The 19,613-nt window shown below is 70.6% G+C and carries 19 protein-coding genes and 2 pseudogenes; 11 read left to right on the top strand and 10 right to left on the bottom strand.

Going from position 1 to position 19,613, the window contains the following annotated elements; genetic code table 11:
• Positions 1–95: 95 nt before the first annotated feature.
• A complete protein-coding gene (locus AB0I51_RS19140) occupies positions 96–254 on the top strand; it encodes a sigma factor-like helix-turn-helix DNA-binding protein (protein WP_362976513.1) in 159 nt (52 codons plus the stop codon).
• Between the two features lie 313 nt (positions 255–567).
• On the opposite strand, the gene AB0I51_RS19135 is transcribed toward AB0I51_RS19140, so the two are convergent.
• Positions 568–1,446 (bottom strand): RNA polymerase subunit sigma, encoded by an 879-nt coding sequence (locus AB0I51_RS19135; RefSeq protein WP_362976511.1) that lies wholly within the window; start codon positions 1,444–1,446, stop codon positions 568–570.
• A gap of 141 nt (positions 1,447–1,587) precedes the next feature.
• On the opposite strand from AB0I51_RS19135, the pseudogene AB0I51_RS19130 reads away from it, so the two are divergent.
• Positions 1,588–1,722 (top strand): annotated as a pseudogene (locus AB0I51_RS19130) (WhiB family transcriptional regulator); the annotation flags it as partial.
• Positions 1,723–1,925: 203 nt separating this feature from the next.
• The gene (locus tag AB0I51_RS19125) at positions 1,926–2,087 is read left to right on the top strand and encodes a hypothetical protein (protein WP_362976509.1); all 162 of its coding nucleotides are present in this window, start codon (positions 1,926–1,928) and stop codon (positions 2,085–2,087) included.
• 7 nt (positions 2,088–2,094) lie between these two features.
• Here AB0I51_RS19125 and AB0I51_RS19120 read toward each other — a convergent pair whose 3' ends face one another.
• Positions 2,095–3,114 carry an ISAs1 family transposase gene (locus AB0I51_RS19120; protein ID WP_362976507.1) on the bottom strand — a complete coding sequence of 340 codons (1,020 nt, stop codon included), beginning with the start codon at positions 3,112–3,114 and terminating at the stop codon, positions 2,095–2,097.
• Between the two features lie 275 nt (positions 3,115–3,389).
• Here AB0I51_RS19120 and AB0I51_RS19115 point away from each other — a divergent pair.
• Positions 3,390–4,037: pseudogene (locus AB0I51_RS19115) on the top strand (ubiquinol-cytochrome c reductase cytochrome b subunit); the annotation flags it as partial.
• Positions 4,038–4,109: 72 nt separating this feature from the next.
• On the opposite strand, the gene AB0I51_RS19110 reads toward AB0I51_RS19115, so the two are convergent.
• The 5 genes from AB0I51_RS19110 to AB0I51_RS19090 form a co-directional block, all read right to left on the bottom strand.
• On the bottom strand, positions 4,110–4,856 hold the full coding sequence (locus AB0I51_RS19110; protein ID WP_362976505.1) for an SDR family oxidoreductase: 747 nt from the start codon (positions 4,854–4,856) through the stop codon (positions 4,110–4,112).
• Between the two features lie 74 nt (positions 4,857–4,930).
• Positions 4,931–6,631, bottom strand: coding sequence for an FAD-dependent oxidoreductase (locus tag AB0I51_RS19105; protein ID WP_362976535.1), 1,701 nt, complete (start codon positions 6,629–6,631; stop codon positions 4,931–4,933).
• A 94-nt stretch (positions 6,632–6,725) separates the two neighbouring features.
• Positions 6,726–7,634: an RNA polymerase sigma-70 factor gene (locus AB0I51_RS19100; RefSeq protein WP_362976503.1), complete on the bottom strand. Its 909-nt coding sequence runs from the start codon at positions 7,632–7,634 to the stop codon at positions 6,726–6,728.
• A 113-nt stretch (positions 7,635–7,747) separates the two neighbouring features.
• A complete protein-coding gene (locus tag AB0I51_RS19095) occupies positions 7,748–8,677 on the bottom strand; it encodes a sugar phosphate nucleotidyltransferase (protein ID WP_362976501.1) in 930 nt (309 codons plus the stop codon).
• A 269-nt stretch (positions 8,678–8,946) separates the two neighbouring features.
• Positions 8,947–9,225, bottom strand: coding sequence for a hypothetical protein (locus AB0I51_RS19090; RefSeq protein WP_362976499.1), 279 nt, complete (start codon positions 9,223–9,225; stop codon positions 8,947–8,949).
• A gap of 354 nt (positions 9,226–9,579) precedes the next feature.
• On the opposite strand from AB0I51_RS19090, the gene AB0I51_RS19085 reads away from it, so the two are divergent.
• From AB0I51_RS19085 to AB0I51_RS19070, 4 genes are all read left to right on the top strand, one after another.
• A complete protein-coding gene (locus AB0I51_RS19085; RefSeq protein WP_362976497.1) occupies positions 9,580–10,263 on the top strand; it encodes an HAD-IA family hydrolase in 684 nt (227 codons plus the stop codon).
• Between the two features lie 377 nt (positions 10,264–10,640).
• A complete protein-coding gene (dhaK, locus tag AB0I51_RS19080; protein ID WP_362976495.1) occupies positions 10,641–11,633 on the top strand; it encodes a dihydroxyacetone kinase subunit DhaK in 993 nt (330 codons plus the stop codon).
• A 46-nt stretch (positions 11,634–11,679) separates the two neighbouring features.
• Positions 11,680–12,288: a dihydroxyacetone kinase subunit DhaL gene (gene dhaL / locus AB0I51_RS19075; protein ID WP_362976493.1), complete on the top strand. Its 609-nt coding sequence runs from the start codon at positions 11,680–11,682 to the stop codon at positions 12,286–12,288.
• Positions 12,281–12,691 carry a PTS fructose transporter subunit IIA gene (locus tag AB0I51_RS19070; protein ID WP_019068997.1) on the top strand — a complete coding sequence of 137 codons (411 nt, stop codon included), beginning with the start codon at positions 12,281–12,283 and terminating at the stop codon, positions 12,689–12,691. The genes dhaL and AB0I51_RS19070 overlap by 8 nt, the downstream gene beginning before the upstream one ends.
• A gap of 301 nt (positions 12,692–12,992) precedes the next feature.
• Here AB0I51_RS19070 and AB0I51_RS19065 read toward each other — a convergent pair whose 3' ends face one another.
• The gene (locus AB0I51_RS19065; protein ID WP_362976491.1) at positions 12,993–13,736 is read right to left on the bottom strand and encodes a glycoside hydrolase family 75 protein; all 744 of its coding nucleotides are present in this window, start codon (positions 13,734–13,736) and stop codon (positions 12,993–12,995) included.
• 392 nt (positions 13,737–14,128) lie between these two features.
• On the opposite strand from AB0I51_RS19065, the gene AB0I51_RS19060 reads away from it, so the two are divergent.
• The 3 genes from AB0I51_RS19060 (at position 14,129) to AB0I51_RS19050 (ending at position 16,849) form a co-directional block, all read left to right on the top strand.
• Positions 14,129–15,124, top strand: coding sequence for a fibronectin type III domain-containing protein (locus AB0I51_RS19060; protein ID WP_362976489.1), 996 nt, complete (start codon positions 14,129–14,131; stop codon positions 15,122–15,124).
• A gap of 21 nt (positions 15,125–15,145) precedes the next feature.
• The gene (locus AB0I51_RS19055) at positions 15,146–16,099 is read left to right on the top strand and encodes a LysR family transcriptional regulator (RefSeq protein ID WP_362976487.1); all 954 of its coding nucleotides are present in this window, start codon (positions 15,146–15,148) and stop codon (positions 16,097–16,099) included.
• A 204-nt stretch (positions 16,100–16,303) separates the two neighbouring features.
• Positions 16,304–16,849, top strand: coding sequence for a hypothetical protein (locus tag AB0I51_RS19050; RefSeq protein WP_362976485.1), 546 nt, complete (start codon positions 16,304–16,306; stop codon positions 16,847–16,849).
• Positions 16,850–16,901: 52 nt separating this feature from the next.
• On the opposite strand, the gene AB0I51_RS19045 is transcribed toward AB0I51_RS19050, so the two are convergent.
• Together AB0I51_RS19045 and AB0I51_RS19040 are read right to left on the bottom strand one after the other, a co-directional pair.
• On the bottom strand, positions 16,902–17,438 hold the full coding sequence (locus AB0I51_RS19045) for a PadR family transcriptional regulator (RefSeq protein ID WP_362976483.1): 537 nt from the start codon (positions 17,436–17,438) through the stop codon (positions 16,902–16,904).
• 22 nt (positions 17,439–17,460) lie between these two features.
• Positions 17,461–19,476, bottom strand: a complete 2,016-nt coding sequence (locus tag AB0I51_RS19040; protein ID WP_362976481.1) for an NADPH-dependent 2,4-dienoyl-CoA reductase — start codon at positions 19,474–19,476, stop codon at positions 17,461–17,463.
• Positions 19,477–19,613: the final 137 nt, after the last annotated feature.

Below are 19,613 nucleotides of genomic sequence, written 5' to 3'. Positions count from 1 at the left end.
CTGACCACGGCGATCTGGCACAACCACCACACCGGCCAACCAGTCATCCGCTCACTGACCGGCTACGACCACTGACCTTGGAATCAATCATCTAGGTGCTGCGCGAGGAGTTCGACTACGGCTACGCCGAGATCGCCCGGATGCTCGAACTCGGCGTCGCCAGTGTGCGGAAGACCGTCAGCCGTGGCCGCCGTCGTCTGCTGGACGAGCCGCGGGAGAGCGTGGACGCCGCCGAGCACCGGCGGCTCTGTTGAGCGCCTTCGTCGCGGCGGCCCGGACGGGAGACGTGGCCTCACTGGAGACCCTGCTCACGCCCGATGTCGTCAGCCTCTCCGACGGCAACGGCATACGGGGCTGCGCCCGGGTGGCCGGGCTCTCGGTCCATCGGCAGTTCTGGCGCGACGGCCGGCCCCTCGCTTTCCTGACCGCAGCCGCCTCGCGGGACGGCATTCATCAGCTGCTGTGGGTCTTCGCGCCGGGCAAGGTCGCCGCCTTCCTCGGTTCGCGTCAGCGTCTCGCGAGGTTCCCCGACACCGTGGCGGACGATGTGTGGCGCCCTCCGCGCTGTCACGGGCTCGCGTCCGGGCCGGTGGCGCCGTCGGTGGGCGGCTGGTTCCAGAGCCGCAGTTTGTCGGGGTTGAGCATGACCCAGAACTGGGCGACCCGGTCGTCCGCGACGTCGAGGCTGATGACGGCGGTGACCTGACGGCCGTAACGGGCGACCAGGCCGGTCCGGCCGTTGACGGAATGCGTGCTCAGGGTGGCGTGCGGGCGGCAGGCCAGGAGCGTCAGCAAGTTGTCGGCGACCGGCCCACAGCCGTGGAGCGGTCCGGTCAGCGCCCGTATCCTGCCGCCGCCGTCGAAGAACGCCGTGACGTCCGGGCACAGCAACGACGTGAGCAGTTCGCCGTCTTCCGTGAGGCACGCCCGGTGCACCGCGTGGACGACGGTGTCGTGCTGGTGCGGTGTGGTGGAACGGGTGCGCTGCGACTGCAGCCACTGCCTGGCCCGTCCGGCCAGTTCGGCGAGTTCCGGCTCCGGGCGGCCCACGATGTCGGCGGCCGTGCCGGGGGCCACCCCGAAGGCGCGGAACACGAACGCCGCGCGCTCGGGCGTCGGCAGCGACTCCAGCACGGTCAGGACGACCCGGCCCGCTTCCTCCTCCGCCTCCGACGGCCGTCCGTGCCCCGCCTCGTGGCCGGCCGCACCCCGGCCGGGCAGTGCGAGCCGGCCCAGGCAGATCCCGCCGACGGCCTTCGCCAGCCAGGACCGGGGAACGGCGACCTGCCTGCGTGCCGCGCCGGACAGCCCGTACCACCGCTGATAGGCCTCGTCGACGACGACTTCCGCCGCACCCCGGTCGCCGAGCATCCAGTGGGCGACGCCGAGCAGGTACCGACGCTCCTCCCACAGTTCGGCGATCGGCACCGCATCACCCTGGTCCACGTCTCGCACCCGCCCTCTCGCTCGCACGGCCCCGCACGCGGCAGGGGCATGGGCTCACCCCTTGAGACCGGGAACTCCCGGATCTTGTGACACGGCCCGCCGTGATCGCATGTCACACATTCGGCGGCTGCCCGGTCCCACATGGCAGCACCGCATTTCTTCTTCGACTGGCGTGAAAGGGCAGCTTGTCTGCACGTAGATCCCGAGCTCTTCTTCCCCATATCCGACAGTGGTCCTCCACTTCGGCAGATCGACGAGGCGAAGGCCATGTGCCGTCTTCTCTGGGGGTGACCGGGTGGCGCGAGGCGAGTGGAGGCCACTTTGTGCAGCTCAGCGCCGGTGGGAACGACAGTATCGTGTGCAACATGTGTGACGCTACTTGTCGTGGACCTCGCTGAGTTTCAGCTGCGTTCGTCTCCGCCAGGCAAGGCTGGCCGATCACCCCTGGAAATCACGCGAATTCGGCTACGGTCGGGCGCATGGATCGCCTGTCCGAGATCACTTTCCTTCTGCCCAACACACTGGGATCGCGTAGCTTCCTCGACGACCTGCGCTCGATGTTCGTCGAAGTGGCGTACGCCGACTTCACCGCGGGCGGGGCGGACAGCAGGGCTGTTGCAAAGTCTTTTGATCTTGCGTGAGTGCTGGTCAGGCAAGTCCGAGGAGGTCCAGCGGTCGGCGGAAGCTGTCGTAGGACATCTCGCGGAGTCCGGCCGCGATGTTCGTGTGGCCGGCGGCTCGCAGGGTGTTGATGGCGAAACTGCGGAGGGTGGCCATGTTGTCCGGGCCGTGTCCGGTACGGACCTTGGAGGCGTCCTCGGCGAAGGCGGTGTCGCGGACGAAGTGGAGCCGGTTCTCGATGATCCACTGCGAGCGGACGATCTTCGCGATGCGCTCGGGGGAGGCTTCGCGGCTGGTCAGGTCCGTGATGACGTAGACCGTCTCGCGGCTGCGCTTGCCGGTCTTGCGCTGAGTGCGATGCCGGACGATCTTCGCGACCTGGACCGCGTGGGGGAAGCCGACGCCGAGGCTGGTGATGGTCAGGGCCCGAACGACGCGGGTCTCCAGGCGGCCGTGGGCGTCGGTGCGGTCGTAGAACTTCGCGCTCGCCTTCTGCCAGGGCAGGACGGTGAGTTGGCGGTGCAGGTTCTTCTGATTGCGCTTCACGGTGAAGGCGTAGTGCGCCTTTTTCTCCTTGACGAGGAACCGGGCGTGATCGCGCTGGCAGTGCAGGGCATCCGCGGTGACCGTGACGCCGGTCAGGTCGTAGGGCGCCAACAAGGCGTCGAAGCAGGTGATTCCATTCGTCTTGCCGGGGACCCGCAGCTGGGTGACGGTCAGGCCGGCGCCGGTGATGGCGGCCAGCAGATGGGCGGCCGGGATCTCGCCGTGGCGCGAGCCGCGGGCGCTTTTGCCGTCCACCGCGAGGGTGTCCGCCCCGGCCGGATCGGTTCCGAGCAGGTCGGCGAGAGCGCCGGGGCAGGCGGCGTTCAGGACCCGGCGGACGGTCGCCGCACTCGGCGCGATGCGCACCTGGAAGACCGTTGTGGCCCGAGCGCCGAGCCGGGCGAGGGCGTCCTGCGGGGCGCTCGCTGCCCACTGGCCGATCGCGGCGAAGGAACGGGCTCCGGTCAGCACCGCCGAGCAGGCCACCAGCAGCACGCTCACGAACGAGTGACGCTTCCCTCGCCGATCCGGGGGTCGGCCAGGGTCCGCAGCCGCAAAGTCAGCGGTCCGATCAACCGGTGCTGACGGGTCGGCGACTTGATCAGACAGACGGTGGCAGACTGACGACACATCGAAGCTCCGGGCGGTGCAGGCGACTTGATCGGTCACCGGCATCAACCAGAGCTTCGTTGCGTACGGACCGGGCCGACCACACATCGTCATACCGTCGCGACCTGCACACTCACGCGATCACCGGGACTTTGAAACCGCCCTGCACCCTGGCGCTCGACAATCTGATTCCACTGACCACGGGTGTCGGTTTCTTCCTGGCCCTGGGCGTGTATCCGTTCATCGAGTCCTGGGTGACCCGGGACAGGCGCGACCAGAATCTGCTGGACCGACCGCGTAACCGGCCCGTACGAACGGCACTTGGCGTCGCGTGGCTCAGTTTCTACGCGGTGGCCCTGATCGGCGCGGGGAACGACGTCATCGCCGCTCGTCTGCATGTCGCGGTCGAATCGGTGACCTGGGCTGTCCGCATCGGTCTCCAATTCGTGCCTGCCGCGGCCTATTCCGTGACGAAGCGATGGGCTCTCGGACTTCAGCGCGGCGACCGCGAAAAAGTACTGCACGGACGCGAAACCGGCATCGTCAAACGCCTGCCCCACGGCGAGTTCGTCGAGGTGCGCGAGCCGCTCGCCCAGGAACGACTCCACCTCCTCACCCAGCACGACCAGTACCGTCCGATCGATCCCGGCACCGCGAGCGCCGCGGCGAATTCGCACACCGTGTTCCGCCTCGCCCGGATCCTGCGTGCCCTGCTCTGCCGGAGGCTCTACGGCGAGGGCACGCAGATCACCAAACCGACGGCGCAGGAGTACAAGGACGAGAACGCGCCGGCCAAAGAAGTCCGCCTGAGGTGAGCGGTGCCGCGGCGCATGCCGCAAAAAAATCCGGGTGGCCCTTTCGGAGGAAAGGGCCACCCGGAACGGGCTCTACTTCTGCCGCGTGAGCCAGTCGGCGAACCGCGTACCGGCGATGTGCGCGTCAGGTCCCGGCAGGAGCGTGTTCTCCTCCAACTCGGCACCCCAGTACATCGCCTGCGGGTCTGTGACGATCTTGCGCGGGTCGTCCTGGGCCGTGAGCCCCATGCGGATGAACTCCTCCAGCTGGAACGCCTCGGGGCCGGCGACCTCCACCACGCCGCCCACCGGGTCCCCGACCGCGGTGCGGACGACGGCCTCGGCGACGTCGTCGGAGACGATGGGCCGGATCCTGGCGTCGGGCAGGTGCACGGTGTCGCCCTCGGTGACCCCGTCGGCGAGTCCCTTCGCGAACTCGAAGAACTGGGTGGCGTGGACGATGGAGTAGGGGTTCCCGGACGCCTTGATCAGGTCTTCCTGGACCTGCTTGGCGCGGAAGTACCCGCTCCCCTGGAGGCGTTCGGTGCCGACCACGGACAGCGCCACGTGATGCGCGACGCCCGCCTCGGTCTCCGCCTTCAGCAGATTCGTCGTCGAGGCGCGGAAGAAGTCCATGACCGCCTGGTCCTCGAACGAGGGCGAGTTCGACACGTCGACCACCACTGACGCGCCCTTCAGTACCTCGGCCAGTCCCTTGCCCGTCAGCGTGTTGACGCCCGTGCTGGGCGCCGCCGCGACCACGTCGTGCCCGTGCGCCGCGAGTCCGGCGACCACCTTCGAACCGATCAGCCCGGTTCCACCGATCACTACGACCTTCATGACGGAATTCCTTTCGGGTTTGTCTGATGCCTGCACCAGTAGAGACCGGGCACGGGATGTATCTGTGACACGACCTATTCCACGAGTTTCCCCGTGGTCGAGACTTCCTCCATCAGGGCGGAAATCTCGTCGGGGACGGCCGGAATGGATTCGCGCGTGACGCCCGTCGTCGGGGACCACACGAGATTCACCCGCAGAGCGGAATCCGGCTCGGGATAGTCGCTGCGGTTGTGGCAGCCACGCGTCTCGCGGCGCTCCAGCGCCGATTCGAGGGTGGCCCGGGCCGCGACCGCGGCCGACCTGAGATCGAAGGCGTGCGCCAGATCCTGATAACCCGCGATGTCCGGGTGGATGCCGACGGCCTCCATGCGCTTCTCGATCACCGCGAGTTCCGCCAGTCCGGCACACAGGCCGTCCTCGTCGCGTACGACACCCGCGTGCTCGGTCATGGTGTCGCGGATGGCGCGTTGCAGGGCCCGCACGTTCTCGGGCCCGTCGGCAGCGAGAAGTCCGTCGATCTCGGCACGGGCCTCCGCGACAGCCGACGCCGACCGCGGCTGCGCCGTCAGGGACTGCGAGTACGCCGCGGCGGCCCGGCCGGTGAGGCGCCCGAACACCAGCAGTTCGATGAGGCTGTTGCCGCCGAGGCGGTTGGCGCCGTGCAGTCCGCTCGACGCCTCGCCGATGGCGTACAGGCCGCGTACGTCCGTGCTGTGGTCCTCGGGGCGCACCCACACCCCGCCCATCGAGTAGTGCGCTGTGGGCGCGATCTCGATCGGATCCCGGGTGATGTCCAGCATCTGCAGGTCAAGCAGGGTCTGGTAGACGCGGGGCAGCCGCGTCATGATCGTCTGCCGGGGCAGGTGGGAGACGTCGAGCCAGACTCCGCCGTTGGGCGTGCCGCGCCCTTCCTTGATCTCCGTGTAGGCGGCGAGGGCCACGCGGTCGCGGGTGGAGAGTTCCATGCGCTCGGGGTCGTAGCGGTTCATGAAGCGTTCCCCGAGCACGTTGCGCAGGATGCCGCCCTCGCCGCGGGCGGCCTCGCTGACCAGGGTGCCGGCGGCGTTCTCCGGTTCGATGATGCCGGAGGGGTGGAACTGCACCAGCTCGGCGTCGCGCAGCCTGGCCCCGGCCTCCACGGCCAGGCGGAAGGAGTCCCCGGTGTTCTCGTCGCGCCGCGAGGAGGTGCGCCGCCAGATGCGGGTGTGGCCGCCTGCGGCCAGGACGACCGCGTCGGCGTGGATGACGTAGCGCCGTCCGCTCGTGAGGTCGAAGCCGTACGCGCCGAACACGGCGCCTTCGTGGACCAGCAGCCGGGTGATGTACACCCCTTCCAGCACCTGGATGTCCAGTTGCTGCGCGCGCCGGATGAGGGTGCGCTGAATCTCCAGGCCGGTGTAGTCGCCGGCGAAGGCGGTCCTGCGGAACTTGTGCGCGCCGAAGAAGCGCTGCGAGATCCGGCCGTCCTCCTCTCTGGCGAAGTCCATGCCGTAGCGCTCCAGGTCCTCGATGCCCCGGGCGGCGCCCCGGGTGACGATCTCCACGGTGCGGGGATCGGCGAGGAGGTAGCTCTCCTTGAGGGTGTCGGCGGCGTGCTGCTGCCAGCTGTCCTCGGGGTCCATGGTGGCCAGCGCCGCGTTGATGCCGCCGGCCGCCAGTGCCGTATGGGCGTCGTTCTTGGGGCGTTTGCCGACGGCGAGGACGTCGACGCCGGCCTCGGCCAGTTCGATCGCCGCCCGCAGACCGGCACCTCCGGTGCCGATCACCAACACCATGGTCGCGAGACGTTGTTCGGTGACAGCCACGGTCCACTCCGATCGCTGGGGTCTTCATCCGGTACGACCGGACAGCCCCGCGATCCGTGACAGCTCAGGACGTGGTGCCGCCCTCCAGAGTGGTGACGTAGGGTGCCAGCTTCTCCGGATTCATGACCCACATGGCCCGCTCGACGCCGCGTTCCGAGATGTCGAGGGTCAGCAGCACCACCGCAGTCCCATCAGCCGTGACAAGGGCGGCCGGTCCGCCGTTGGCCTCGACCCAGTGGATCTCCTTCTCCGGCCAGAAGCGGGGCGCGAAGGCGGCGAGATACCTGGAGACGTGCACCAGACCGACGACCGGGAACTTGGACGCCCCGCGCAGCCCGTTCCCGTCGGTGTAGCTGACCACGTCCTCGGCGAGGATGTTTTCCAGCACGGCCAGATCGCCGGTCTGCGCGGCGGCGAGGAACACCTCCATCAGCCGTCGGTGCTCGGTGGCGTCGACGGGCTTGCGGCGCTCCGACGCGAGGTGCCTGCGCGCGCGGCTCACCAGTTGACGCGTGTTGGTCTCGCTGGTCTCCAGCATGTCCGCGATCTGCTGGTAGGGATAGTCGAAAGCTTCCCTCAGCACATAGGCGGCCCGTTCCACGGGGTTGAGCCGCTCCAGCAGGAAGAGCACCGCCGTGTCGAGCGCCTCGGCCCGCTCGGCGCCCAACTGCGGATCCGCGCGCGTGTCGACCGGTTCCGGCAGCCAGGGGCCGACGTACGACTCGCGGCGCACCCGCGCGGACTGGGCGACGTTGAGCGCCAGCCGCGCGGTGACGGTGGCGAGGAACGCCTTCGGCTCGCGAACGACGTCACGGTCGGTCTGCTGCCACCGCAGCCAGGCCTCCTGGAGTACGTCCTCGGCCTCCGTGGCGCTGCCGAGCACGCGGTAGGCGATCCCGAAGAGCTGGGGACGCGCCGCCATGAAGACGTCCGCCGCCTCGTCGAGGGAATCCGTGCCGTCCCCGATACCCATGCGTGCCGCCTTCAGTTCCGACCCGGTTCGCGCAAGCGCCTGCTCATGCTACGGCGCCCCTCTCCCGCCGTTCGCGCTCGGCGCGTTCCGGGACGGCGCGATCGTCACGCAGGTCAGGTGCTCGTCTTCGCCTGGGCGGCGGCAGCGCGGTCGATGTCGAGTTCGGCGACCAGGCCCCGCAGGACGGGGCCGTACTCGGGGTGGGCGAGCGCGAACGCCATCTGGGCGACCATGTAGTCGGCCGGATTGCCGGTGTCGTACCAGCGGCCCTGGATGACCTGCCCGTACACCGCGCGGGTGGCGGCGTAGGCGTTGATGGCGTCGGTCAGATAGACCTCACCGCTCCTCGTCTCGTACCAGCGGCGGGTCTGCTCACGCAGTTCGTCGATAATTCCGGGGGTGACGACGTAGCCGCCGATGGCCGCGTACGACGACGGCGCGGCAGCGGGCTCGGGCTTCTCGACCAGGCCGGTGATGCGCAGTTGTCCGTCCCCGAGGTCCTCCTTGACGATGGGCACTCCGTAGCGCTGGGAGTCGACGGGGTCCATCGGCATGAGGGCCAGCACCGGGCAGCCGGTCTGCTCGTAGGCGCGGACCAGTTGCTGGGCACGGGGGATCTCGGCCACGAAGACGTCGTCGGGCCACAGCACGAGCACGGGTTCGTCGCCGAAGGCACGGGCGGCGTTCAGCACGGGGGTGCCGTTGCCATAGGGGCCGTACTGGTCGAGGTATGTGATGTGGCCCCGCCGGGCCAGTTCCGCGACCTCCTCCACCGCGTCCGCGTAGGCCGTCTTGCCGTCGTGGCGGAGTTGGTCGACGAGGGCGGGGTTGGGGCGGAAGTGCTCCTGGATCAAGGACTTGCCGCCCGAGACGACGATGGTGATGTCCGTGATGCCGGAGTCCACCAGCTCGCGGACGGTGTGCTCGATGACCGGCTTGTCACCGACCGGCAGCATCTCCTTCGGCGTCGCCTTCGTCAGCGGCAACAGCCGGGAGCCGAGCCCGGCGGCGGGTATCACGGCCCTGCGAATCGTCGGGGACATCAGGTCTCTCTCCGGTCGGGCGTTATGTGCCCGTCGGCAGGCACACCCCGGCGACGCTACCAACGGCCTGCGCGGAACCCCGCGCGGCGCCCGAGGTGAAGATCGAGTACAAGCCACCGACCGTGGTGCGACCGTCCCCTCGCGATGGCACAGAGCAGACGGTCACCGCGACGGCGGCGAGCGAGGAGAGAGCACCACTCGTCCCGCCGCCATGGCGCAGCACGCCGGGCAGCTACCGGGAGTGCGGCAGCATCGCGGTCCGACCGCTGTCACGCGGGAGGCGCGGTCCCGCTCGCCGGGCCGCCGCCGGCCAATCGACTCATGGCACGCTGAGCGAGCGTCTGCTCGTGGAACCAGGCGACCGGAAGAAAGAGTTTCGCCTCGCGGGCGGCGCGCTCGCTCTCGCGTCGGCGGAGGCCCGTCGAATGGCGCATCCTGACCGGGAGCGTGCTCATGACGGGGAGTTCGACCGCGGGGGTCCGCAGCGCGTACGGGACGACCGCGCGCGGGTACGAGATGTGGAAGTTCCGCATCACCGTCCGCAGCACCGGGTCAGCGCTCCTGCGCGCGAGTCCGACACGCGACGACACACGAGCGACAGGCCCGGGAGCCCGACGCGCGACGGCGCGTGACGACATGGAGAACCGACAGAGGTCCAGGCGGGAAGTGTCCGCCCCCGCACGGGCCGACCGGCCTTGTCGATGTCGTACCGCTTGCCACACTGCGGAGAGGCGCCCTGCTCAGCGCCGTGGACCAGGCCAACGACGCGGTGGACGACGCGCACGGCGACCGGTACGTCCTCGCCAGGAGCGCCGCAGTCGGTCCGACAGGGGCGGGCTTGGTGCTTGTGTCCGGCTCGGAGGAGGGTCGGCCAGTGGGCGTCCGTTCACCAGACTGGGCGGGTGAAAACACCGCCGGCCTCTTCCGACGAACTCCAGGCTGTTCTCTTCGACTCGGGCGGCGTGCTGATGCAGCCGATCGGCGGTCGTTGGAACCCTCGAGCGGACTTCGAGCAGACCGTCCTCGCCCACGCCCCGTCGATCACACCGCAACAGTTCGCGGCGGCCATCAGCGCGGGCGACGACTTCTTCGCCACCTCGTCATCGACGCCTGACTACGACGATTACCACCGGGTGATCTTCCACGACCTCGGCCTGGACGCGACCTCGCAACTTCTCGCCGACCTGCGCCGCGAAGTCCCTCCGACCGTGTTCCGGGAGATGTACCCGGACGTCGTGGAAACCCTGGAGGAGCTGAGTCGGCGGGGGGCGCGGATGGCCGTGGTGTCCGATGCCTGGCCCGGTTTGCCCGACTTCCACGCCGGACTCGGGATCGGCCGGTTCTTCGAGGCGTACGCGATCTCCGCCGTCCTCGGCTGCAACAAGCCGGACCCGCGCATGGACCACCACGCCAGCGCCGCGCTGGGCCTCGCTCCCGGTCAGTGTCTGTTCGTCGACGACGATCCGGACCTGGTCGCCGCAGCGATCCGACTCGGCTACGCAGGACGCGCGCTGTGCCGGGACTCGGCCGTCTCGGACGTGCCCTCCATCACCTCCTCCCTCACCGAACTCCTGCATTTCTTCTGACCCATCCGGCCCTGGTCGTCGGCGGCGAGGTTACCGAGGTCGCGCCGGCCGAGGCCCTTCGGCCGACCTTTGCGTTCGCTGTACTCACGGACCGCGTGGATCAGGCGGGACCGCTCGGCCCCCAACCGTGCAGCCGGCCCCTGACGCGGCAGGCCGCCTCGACTTCTCCGACAGCAGCGGTACCCGACCCCAGCCCGTGACCTTCCCTGCTCCAAGGTCGATACTTTCCACAGAGGCACCCACATCCGCCGTCACAGCCCCGCCGGACACCGCTCCCAACCGCCATGGACCGCCAGGACCAAAACCCGACGCGCCCCACTCCGCCCAGCAAAGGCACAGGTCAGAAACACATCTGCCAGTCTCGCCAGGAGGTACCCATGAAGATGTTGATCAACGTCGCGGAAACCGTGGTCACGGACGCGCTGCGGGGTATGGCGGCCGCCCATCCCGAGTTGACCGTGGACGTCGAGAACCGGGTGATCGTACGGCGGGACGCTCCCGTGGCGGGGCAGGTCGCGCTTGTTTCCGGTGGCGGCTCGGGGCACGAGCCGTTGCACGGTGGGTTCGTCGGTCCGGGGATGTTGTCCGCGGCCTGTCCCGGCGAGGTGTTCACCTCCCCCGTGCCCGACCAGATGGTGCGCGCCGCGGCGGCCGTGGACAGCGGGGCCGGGGTGCTGTTCATCGTGAAGAACTACACCGGGGACGTCCTCAACTTCGACATGGCGGCCGAGCTCGCCGAGGACGAGGGCATCCACACCGCCAAGGTGCTGGTCAATGACGACGTGGCCGTCACCGACAGCCTCTACACAGCGGGACGGCGCGGCACCGGCGCCACGCTGTTCGTCGAGAAGATCGCCGGTGCCGCGGCGGCCGAGGGACAGCCGCTGGACCGGGTGGCGGCGATCGCCCGGCAGGTCAACGAGAACTCGCGCAGCTTCGGCGTCGCGCTCAGCGCCTGCACCACTCCCGCAAAGGGCAGCCCCACCTTCGATCTGCCGCCGGGCGAGCTGGAGTTGGGCGTCGGCATCCACGGCGAGCCGGGCCGGGAGCGACGGGCGATGATGACCTCCGGCGAGATCGCGGACTTCGCCGTGCACGCGATCCTGGAGGACATGCCGCCCAGCAATCCGGTGCTGGTCCTGGTCAACGGCATGGGCGCGACCCCGCTCCTGGAGCTGTACGGCTTCAACGCCGAGGTGCACCGGGTGCTCGCCGAGCGCGGGGTCGCCGTCGCCCGCACACTCGTCGGCAACTACGTCACGTCCCTCGACATGGCGGGCGCCTCGGTCACCCTCTGCCAGATCGACGAGGAGCTGCTGCGGCTGTGGGACGCGCCGGTGAAGACACCGGGACTGCGCTGGGGCGTGTGACACGTCGGCGCGATCGGCCAACTCACCCACCACGCAAGGAGATCCAGTGCTCGACGCCGACTTCTTCCGCCGTTGGATGACGGCGACCGCCGCCTCCGTCGCCCGCGAGGCGGACCGGCTCACCGAACTCGACTCCCCCATCGGCGACGCCGACCACGGCGCGAACCTGCAGCGCGGGTTCACCGCCGTGACGGCCACCCTGGAGAAGGAGGCGCCCGACACCCCCGGCGCCGTCCTCACCCTCACCGGGCGACAGCTCATATCCACCGTCGGCGGTGCCTCGGGGCCGCTCTACGGCACGCTGCTGCGCCGTACCGGCAAGGCGCTCGGGGACGCCGCCGAGGTGAGCGAGGAGGAGTTCGCCGTCGCGCTGCGCACCGGAGTCGACGCGGTCATGGCCCTCGGCGGTGCCGCACCCGGTGACAAGACCATGATCGACGCGCTGGTCCCGGCGGTCGACGCGCTGCCGGAGGGCTTCGCCGCGGCGCGGGCCGCCGCCGAGGCGGGCGCCGTCGCCACCATTCCCCTTCAGGCCCGCAAGGGCAGGGCGAGCTATCTCGGGGAGCGGAGCATCGGGCACCAGGACCCGGGCGCCACCTCGTCCGCGCTGCTGATCGCCGCGCTCCAGGAAGCCGTGGAGGCCGACGGTGAGTGACGAGAAGCTCGTGGGGATCGTGCTGGTGTCGCACAGCGCCCAAGTCGCCGCCTCCGTGGCCGAGTTGGCGCGTGGCCTCGCGGGCGGCGGCGCGGCCGTGCCGCTCGCTCCGGCCGGCGGCACCGAGGGCGGTGGGCTCGGTACCAGTTCCGAACTGATCGCCGCCGCTGCCGCGTCCGTCGACCGCGGCGCCGGGGTCGCCGTCCTCACCGACCTGGGCAGCGCCGTACTCACCGTGAAGGCCCTGCTCGCCGAGGGCGACGAACTCCCGGCCGGTACCCGCCTGGTGGACGCCCCGTTCGTCGAGGGCGCGGTGGCCGCGGTCGTCACGGCGTCTACGGGAGCGGACCTGGACGCGGTGGAGGCGGCGGCCGCAGAGGCGTACACCTATCGGAAGGTGTGAGGCAGCAGGTATCGGAAGACGTGAGGCACCCGGCGGCCGCCGTCGGCCGGGTGCTTCCGGCGGGATTCCTCCCTACGAGACCCCGTCCGCCACGACCGCCAGCGCCGCGCGCAGCGTCTGAGACACCTCGGCCTCCCCGGTCGCCGTGTCCGTCGCGGTCCTGTCGCGGTCCCGGGCGGGCTCCACGCGAACCGTTCGACCGCCGCGCGCAGTGCCGCGTTGAGCATCGCCTCCTGGATCATGGGCCACAGGTCGCCTGCGGACAGGCCGACGCGGTCGGCCAGGGCGCGGTCGGCGCGCCCTAAGACCCCGCCCGCGCGACCGCTCCGCCCCCGGTTCCCACGGTTCCCCCTACGAACAGCCGCGCCAGCCGCTGCCCCGTCTCCACAGCGGCCGCGTGGTCCTCGATGGGCTTCACCCGTGAGTCCTTGAACACGATGTAGGTGACCCCCGCGTCCGTCCCGCCGCCGCGCGGATCGGCGCGGATGCCGAGGCCCCTGGCCGTGGCGTACGAGGCCTCGCCGATGATGTCGTGCGGGCCGACGTCCCCTACGACGGCGTACTGCACCCGGTCCCGGTAGACGACGGCGGCGACCGAGCCGCCGCCGATCCGGTGGTCCCGGCGGTTCCAGAGGGCGCTGGCGGCGGGCACCACGATGTACGGGAGCCGCTCGGCGTCCAGATAGCGGCCGTCGGACTGCTGGTACGCCGTCATCGCCGAGAAGAGCGGGTCGGTGCGCGCGTTGCAGCGGGCGCCGGCCCGTCCGTCGCAGTCGATGTCCATGTCGGCCTTCCAGTAGACGGCCTCCTTGGTGCCGCAGACCGGGATCGACGCGGGTTCCCCGTCGTCGGTGCGGTACCGGCCGCGCGAGACGGGGGCGCAGTCACGCACCTTGGCCAGCAGGTCGGCCGCCGCGACATCGCCCTCGCGCAGCGCCGCCGGCCCCGCTTGGGGCCGCACGAACGCGGCGGGTGAGGCGGGCAGCGTGGTCGGGGCGAGCAGGGCGGCGCCGGCCGCGACCAGCGTCAGCGTCTGGACACGCACGATGAGGACCCTCTCCTGGGGAATCTGACGGACACTCAGCCCACCCTGGTACCGGTCCGATCACGCGGCCACTGGTAGGGGGCCGGACGGTGCACGCCCGCGAATCCCGGCGGGTCCAGGTCACTTCCGACGGGGGCCGGGGGCCCGAGCCATGTCGGCTCCGGCCGCCCGACCGCCCGCGCCGGCGCGGGATCAGCGACGACAGCGGTCCGCGCCACCGGCATGAACTCCCCATTCACAGGGGTGAGTTCAGCCGTGAGGGACTCAGCATACGTAACGTTCGCGACCGATCTTCAACGGCGCCCCTCTTGATGCGATTGCCCCACCCGCGTCATATTGGTCCGGACCTTTCGGCTCGTGTGATGCCCGTGCAATGCCGGGGAGGCAGAATCGTGCGACGCGTCCGGGCCACCCTCGTTCTCCCCCGTGCCGCCCTCACCTGTGCCGCGCTCCTGCTGCTCGCCTCCTGCGCCACGGGTGGTGACGGAGACGGCCACGCGCCCGGTGCCCCGGTCGGTGTCACGGCCGCGGCGGGGAGTGCGACCAGCGTGCACGTCATGTGGAACGCGGTGAGGGCGAGCCCGGGCGTCGGCACCTACGAGATATACCGGGGCACCACGAAAGTGAGGGAAGTACCGGGTTCCGAGCACATGGTGGACGTCACCGGGCTCAAGCCCGCGACCGTGTACGCCTTCACCGTGCGGGCCCGGGACACCGACGGCCGCCTGGGACCGGGCAGCCGGGAGGTGCGGGCGCGGACACCGGTCGCCGTCGCGGCCGACCACTCGGCCCCCACCCGCCCGAGCACACCGCGGGGCCGGACCATCGGCAGCCGGGCGGTCCAGCTGTCCTGGAGCGGCTCCACGGACGACCGGGGTGTGGTGTCGTACGACATCTACCAGGGCGGGACGAAGATCCACAGCGTCGGCGGCGCCCGGACGGCGACCGTAGTCACAGGGCTGCGGCCCGGGACGCACTACTCCTTCACCGTGCGGGCCCGGGACGCCGCCGACAACCTCTCGCCCGTGAGCACGGCCGTCCCGCTCACCACTGCGCCTGGCAGCGACGACGGGCGGGGCACCGCCCCCACGGACTTCAGCGCCAGGACGCACCGGGGCGACGACGGGGCGTACTACATCGACCTGTCCTGGGTGCCACCGCGCACGGACGGGGTGGTCACGGAGTATCAGATCCATCTCGACGGGCAGCCGGCCACCTCCCTGGTCTGGGGCGAGACCGCGCCGCGCGACCGGGCGACGTACAGCTTCTATGTGGGCCGGGAGGCCGGGGACAGCCATCGGGTGCGGCTCAGGGCACGGCTGCCGGACGGTACGTGGGGAGGGTTCTCGGCGGAGCGGACGGTGACGACGGGCGACACCCTGCCATAGGCGAACCGTAGGATGCGGCTCATGGCCCATGGGAATTCCAATGGCTCGGCGAACCCCGCCCCGGCCGCCGCCGCATCGCTCGACCTCTCCCTCCTGCGCACGTTCCTCTCCGTGCACCGGGCCGGTTCGTTCACGGCGGCGGGGCGGCTGCTCGGGCTGTCGCAGCCGACGGTGACGACTCAAATCCGCTCGCTGGAGGAGCAGTTGGGCCGGGAGCTGTTCGAGCGGCGGTCGCGGGGGGTCGTGCCGACCTCCGTGGCGGACCAGTTGGCCGCGCAGGTCGCGGCACCCCTGGACGAGCTCGCCGTCGTGGCGGACCGCGGCGCCCTCGGCGCGGACCGGCCTCCGGAACCCGTACAGCTGGCGGGACCTGCCGAGCTGCTGTGCACCCGGGTACTGCCCGCCCTGGCACCGCTGACCGGCGAGGGCGTACGGCTGCGGGTCAGCCCGGGGCTGACGGACGACCTCCTCGACGGGTTGCGGGGCGGCCGTTTCGACCTGGTGATCGCCACCGCCCGGCCGCGCGGGCGGACGCTGACCTGGGAGCCGCTGGCGGACGAGGAGTTCGTGCTGGTCGCCGCGCCCGCGTGGGCGGAGCGCATCGGTGCCGGGCGGGTCGCGGCCGAGGGGCCCGCCGCACTGCGCGGGGCGCCCCTCGTGTCGTACGCGGAGGATCTGCCGATCGCCCGGCGCTACTGGCGGCATGTGTTCGGTACCCGGCTCGGCGGGCAGGCCGCGATCACGGTGCCCGATCTGCGCGGGGTGCTGGCAGCGGTAGTGGCGGGCGCCGGGATCACCGTGCTCCCCCGGTATCTCTGCCTGGACGAGCTGGCGTCCGGGGTGCTGGTGCCGCTGCTGACGCCCGAGGACCCGCCGATCAACACCTCGTATCTCACCCGCCGCCCCGGCTCTCCGGACAACCCGCACGTCACGCTCGTCCGGGAGCGACTGCTGCGGGCGGCGCCCACATGGTGAGCCCGCACCCAGGGCGCGGGCCTGTCCGTCCCCTGACCGCGCATCACCCCTGAGCCGGACGAAGGAATCCGTCACCTGCCCGGTCGCCGTCCGCGTGCGGGACGGGCCCGGGGCGCGTTGGCTTCCTTGGAGGCAGCACGGCCGTTTCCCGATCCCGGCGGCGCAAGGGATGTTCCGCCAACCGTGCCGTTGGAGGGCAGTTCCATGCGCACTTCTCAGCTACTACTCCGCTCCGGCCTGACCGTGACAGCCGCCGCCGTTCTCCCCCTCGCCCTGACCGCCGGCCCGGCCGGCGCGGCTTCGGGGATCTCCGTGAGCACGACCGGGACCACCGTCTCGGTCACGACCAGCGCGTGCTCCCAGAACCGCACCACCGGTGTCTGGGGTACCGGCTCACTGCTCACCAGCAGCCAGGCGAGCTTCGCCGAGGGGCGGAAGGCGACGCTGGCGGGCACCACCGTCAGCCAGTCCACCGCCTGGACGAACGTCACTCCGGGCACCTACACCGTCATCGTCATGTGCCAGAACGCCACTACGCCCGCGGGCACCCAGACCGTGATCGTCTCCGCCGCCGCGACCCCCAGGGCCACCGCCACGGCCTCGCCCTCGCGCGGTGTCATGGGCGGGCTCGGCGGGGCCGCGAAGGACTACGGCCCGCTCACCCTGGGAGTCGGCGCGGGCCTGGTGGGAACCGGTGTCATCGCGGCGGCCTGGTTCCTGCGCAGACGCGCGAAGCCCTACCGACTCTGACGGTCCCCACCGGTTGAGGGGCCGCCTGGTCGGGCGGCCCCTCTCCCATGCCCTACGGCAACTCGGCGAACTCCTCGATCGCATGCGTGAGCCACTGCGTCCAGAAGGTCTCCAGGTCGATGCCGGCCCGCAGCACGAGATGCCGGAGCCGATCCTGCGGACTGTCCCTGCCGGGCGGGAAGTCGTGCTTCTCGATCTCCTCGTACTCCGCCAACTGCCTTCGGTGCAGGTCGAGATGGCGGCGCAGGTCGGCCTCGATGCCGTCGGTGCCGACCACCGCCGCCGCGCGCAGCCGCAGCAGCATCGTGTCGCGCAGCGGCTTGGGGTCCTGGGCGGAGGCGGTCCAGCGGGCCAGTTCGGCGCGGCCCGCGGGCAGGACCTCGTAGCTCTTCTTCTGGCCGCGGGCCGGCTGCTCGGACGTGAGCGCCCTGATCTGGCCCTCGGCCTCCAGTCTTCCCAGCTCGCGATAGATCTGCTGGTGCGTCGCCGACCAGAAGTAGCCGATCGACTTGTCGAAGCGCCGGGTCAGCTCAAGGCCCGAGGACGGCTTCTCCAGAAGGGCGGTGAGGATCGCGTGCGGGAGTGACATGGGGTCATCCTAGGGACGGCTCTCAGAGAGCGGCGGCGACCTCGGTGCCCTGCTTGATGGCCCGCTTGGCGTCCAGTTCGGCGGCCACGTCGGCACCGCCGACGAGGTGCACGCTGCGTCCGGCGGCGGCCAGTTGGTCGTACAGGTCGCGGCGCGGGTCCTGTCCGGTGCACAGCACGATCGTGTCGACGGGGAGGACCGTGCTCTCCTCGCCCACGGTGACATGCAGTCCGGCGTCGTCGATCAGGTCGTACCGCACGCCGGGGACCATGGTGACGCCCCGGTGCTTGAGCTCGGCACGGTGGATCCAGCCGGTGGTCCTGCCGAGTCCGGCGCCGACCTTGGTCTCCTTGCGCTGGAGGAGGTGGACGGTGCGCGGCGGCGTGGGCCGCTCGGGTGCGGCGAGACCGCCGGGGGCCGCGTAGTCCATGTCTACGCCCCAGGCGCGGAAGTACGTCTCCGGGTCCTCGCTCGCCTTGTCGCCGCCGTCCGTGAGGAACTCGGCGACGTCGAAGCCGATGCCGCCCGCGCCGAGGATCGCGACGCGCTCGCCGACAGGGATGCGGTCGCGCAGGACGTCGAGGTAGCCGACGACGCTGGGGTGGTCGACGCCGGGGATGTCGGGGGTGCGCGGGGTGACGCCGGTGGCGACGACCACCTCGTCGTAGTCCTCCAAGTCACCAGCGTTCACAGGGGTGTTGAGGCGTACGTCCACCTCGTGCTCGTCGAGCCGGGTGCGGAAGTAGCGCAGCGTCTCGTCGAACTCCTGCTTGCCCGGGACCTGTCGGGCGACGTTGAGCTGGCCGCCGATCTCGCTCGCGGCGTCGAACAACGTCACCCGGTGGCCGCGTTCGGCGGCTGAGACCGCGCAGGCGAGTCCCGCCGGGCCCGCACCGACGACCGCGACGCGTTTGCGCAACCGGGCCGGCGCGAGGACGAGTTCGGTCTCGTGGCAGGCGCGCGGGTTGACCAGGCAGGAGGTGATCTTCCCGCTGAAGGTGTGGTCGAGGCAGGCCTGGTTGCAGCCGATGCAGGTGTTGATGGCGTCGGAGCGGCCGGCGGCGGCCTTGGCGACGAAGTCCGGGTCGGCGAGCATCGGGCGGGCCATCGACACCATGTCGGCGTACCCGTCGGCGAGCAACTGCTCTGCCAGTTCAGGGGTGTTGATGCGGTTGGTGGTCACGAGGGGGATGGACACCGCGCCCATCAGCTTCTTGGTCACCCAGGTGTACGCGCCGCGCGGCACGGAGGTCGCGATGGTCGGGATGCGTGCCTCGTGCCAGCCGATGCCGGTGTTGATGATGGTCGCCCCGGCCGCCTCGACCGCCCTGGCCAGACTGGTGACTTCGTCGAGTGTCGAGCCGCCGGGGACGAGGTCCAGCATGGACAGCCGGTAGACGATGATGAAGTCCTCGCCGACCTCTTCGCGCACCCGGCGCACGATCTCGACGGGGAAGCGCATGCGGTTCTCGTAGGAGCCGCCCCAGCGGTCGTCGCGGTGGTTGGTCTGCGCGGCGACGAACTCGTTGATGAGGTAGCCCTCGGAGCCCATGATCTCGACGCCGTCGTAGCCGGCCTGCCGGGCGAGGCGGGCCGTGCGGACGTAGTCCTCGATGGTCTGCTCGACCTCGGCGTCGGTGAGCGCGCGGGGCGGGAAGGGGCTGATCGGCGCCTGGAGGGGGCTCGGCGCGACAAGGTCCTGGTGGTAGGCGTACCGGCCGAAGTGCAGGATCTGCATCGCGATCCGGCCGCCCTCGCGGTGCACGGCGGCGGTGATCCCGGCGTGCTGCGCGGCCTCGGCGTCGGTGGTCAGCTTGGCGCCGCCCTCGTAGGGCCGGCCGGCCTCGTTGGGCGCGATGCCACCGGTGACGATCAGGCCGACGCCGCCCCGCGCGCGGGCCGCGTAGAACTCCGCCATGCGCTCGAAACCGCGCTCGGCCTCTTCCAGGCCTATGTGCATGGAGCCCATGAGGACACGGTTGGGCAGTGTGGTGAAGCCCAGGTCGAGGGGGTTCAGCAGGTGCGGGTAACGGCTCATCGGGCCCTCCGTGCGCGGTGTCGTGCCTCTTTTGTAGAGGACGGGACAAGGTTTATGCAACTAGTTGCACAAAGGCCCGGGCGGACCGGTCCCCGGATTCACGGGGCGATTCACAGGGAGCCGTTACCTGTTCCTTA

Source organism: Streptomyces sp. NPDC050549 (genome assembly GCF_040655035.1).
Classification (GTDB): Bacteria; Actinomycetota; Actinomycetes; order Streptomycetales; family Streptomycetaceae; genus Streptomyces.
This window is presented reverse-complemented; position numbering and strand designations above follow the sequence as displayed.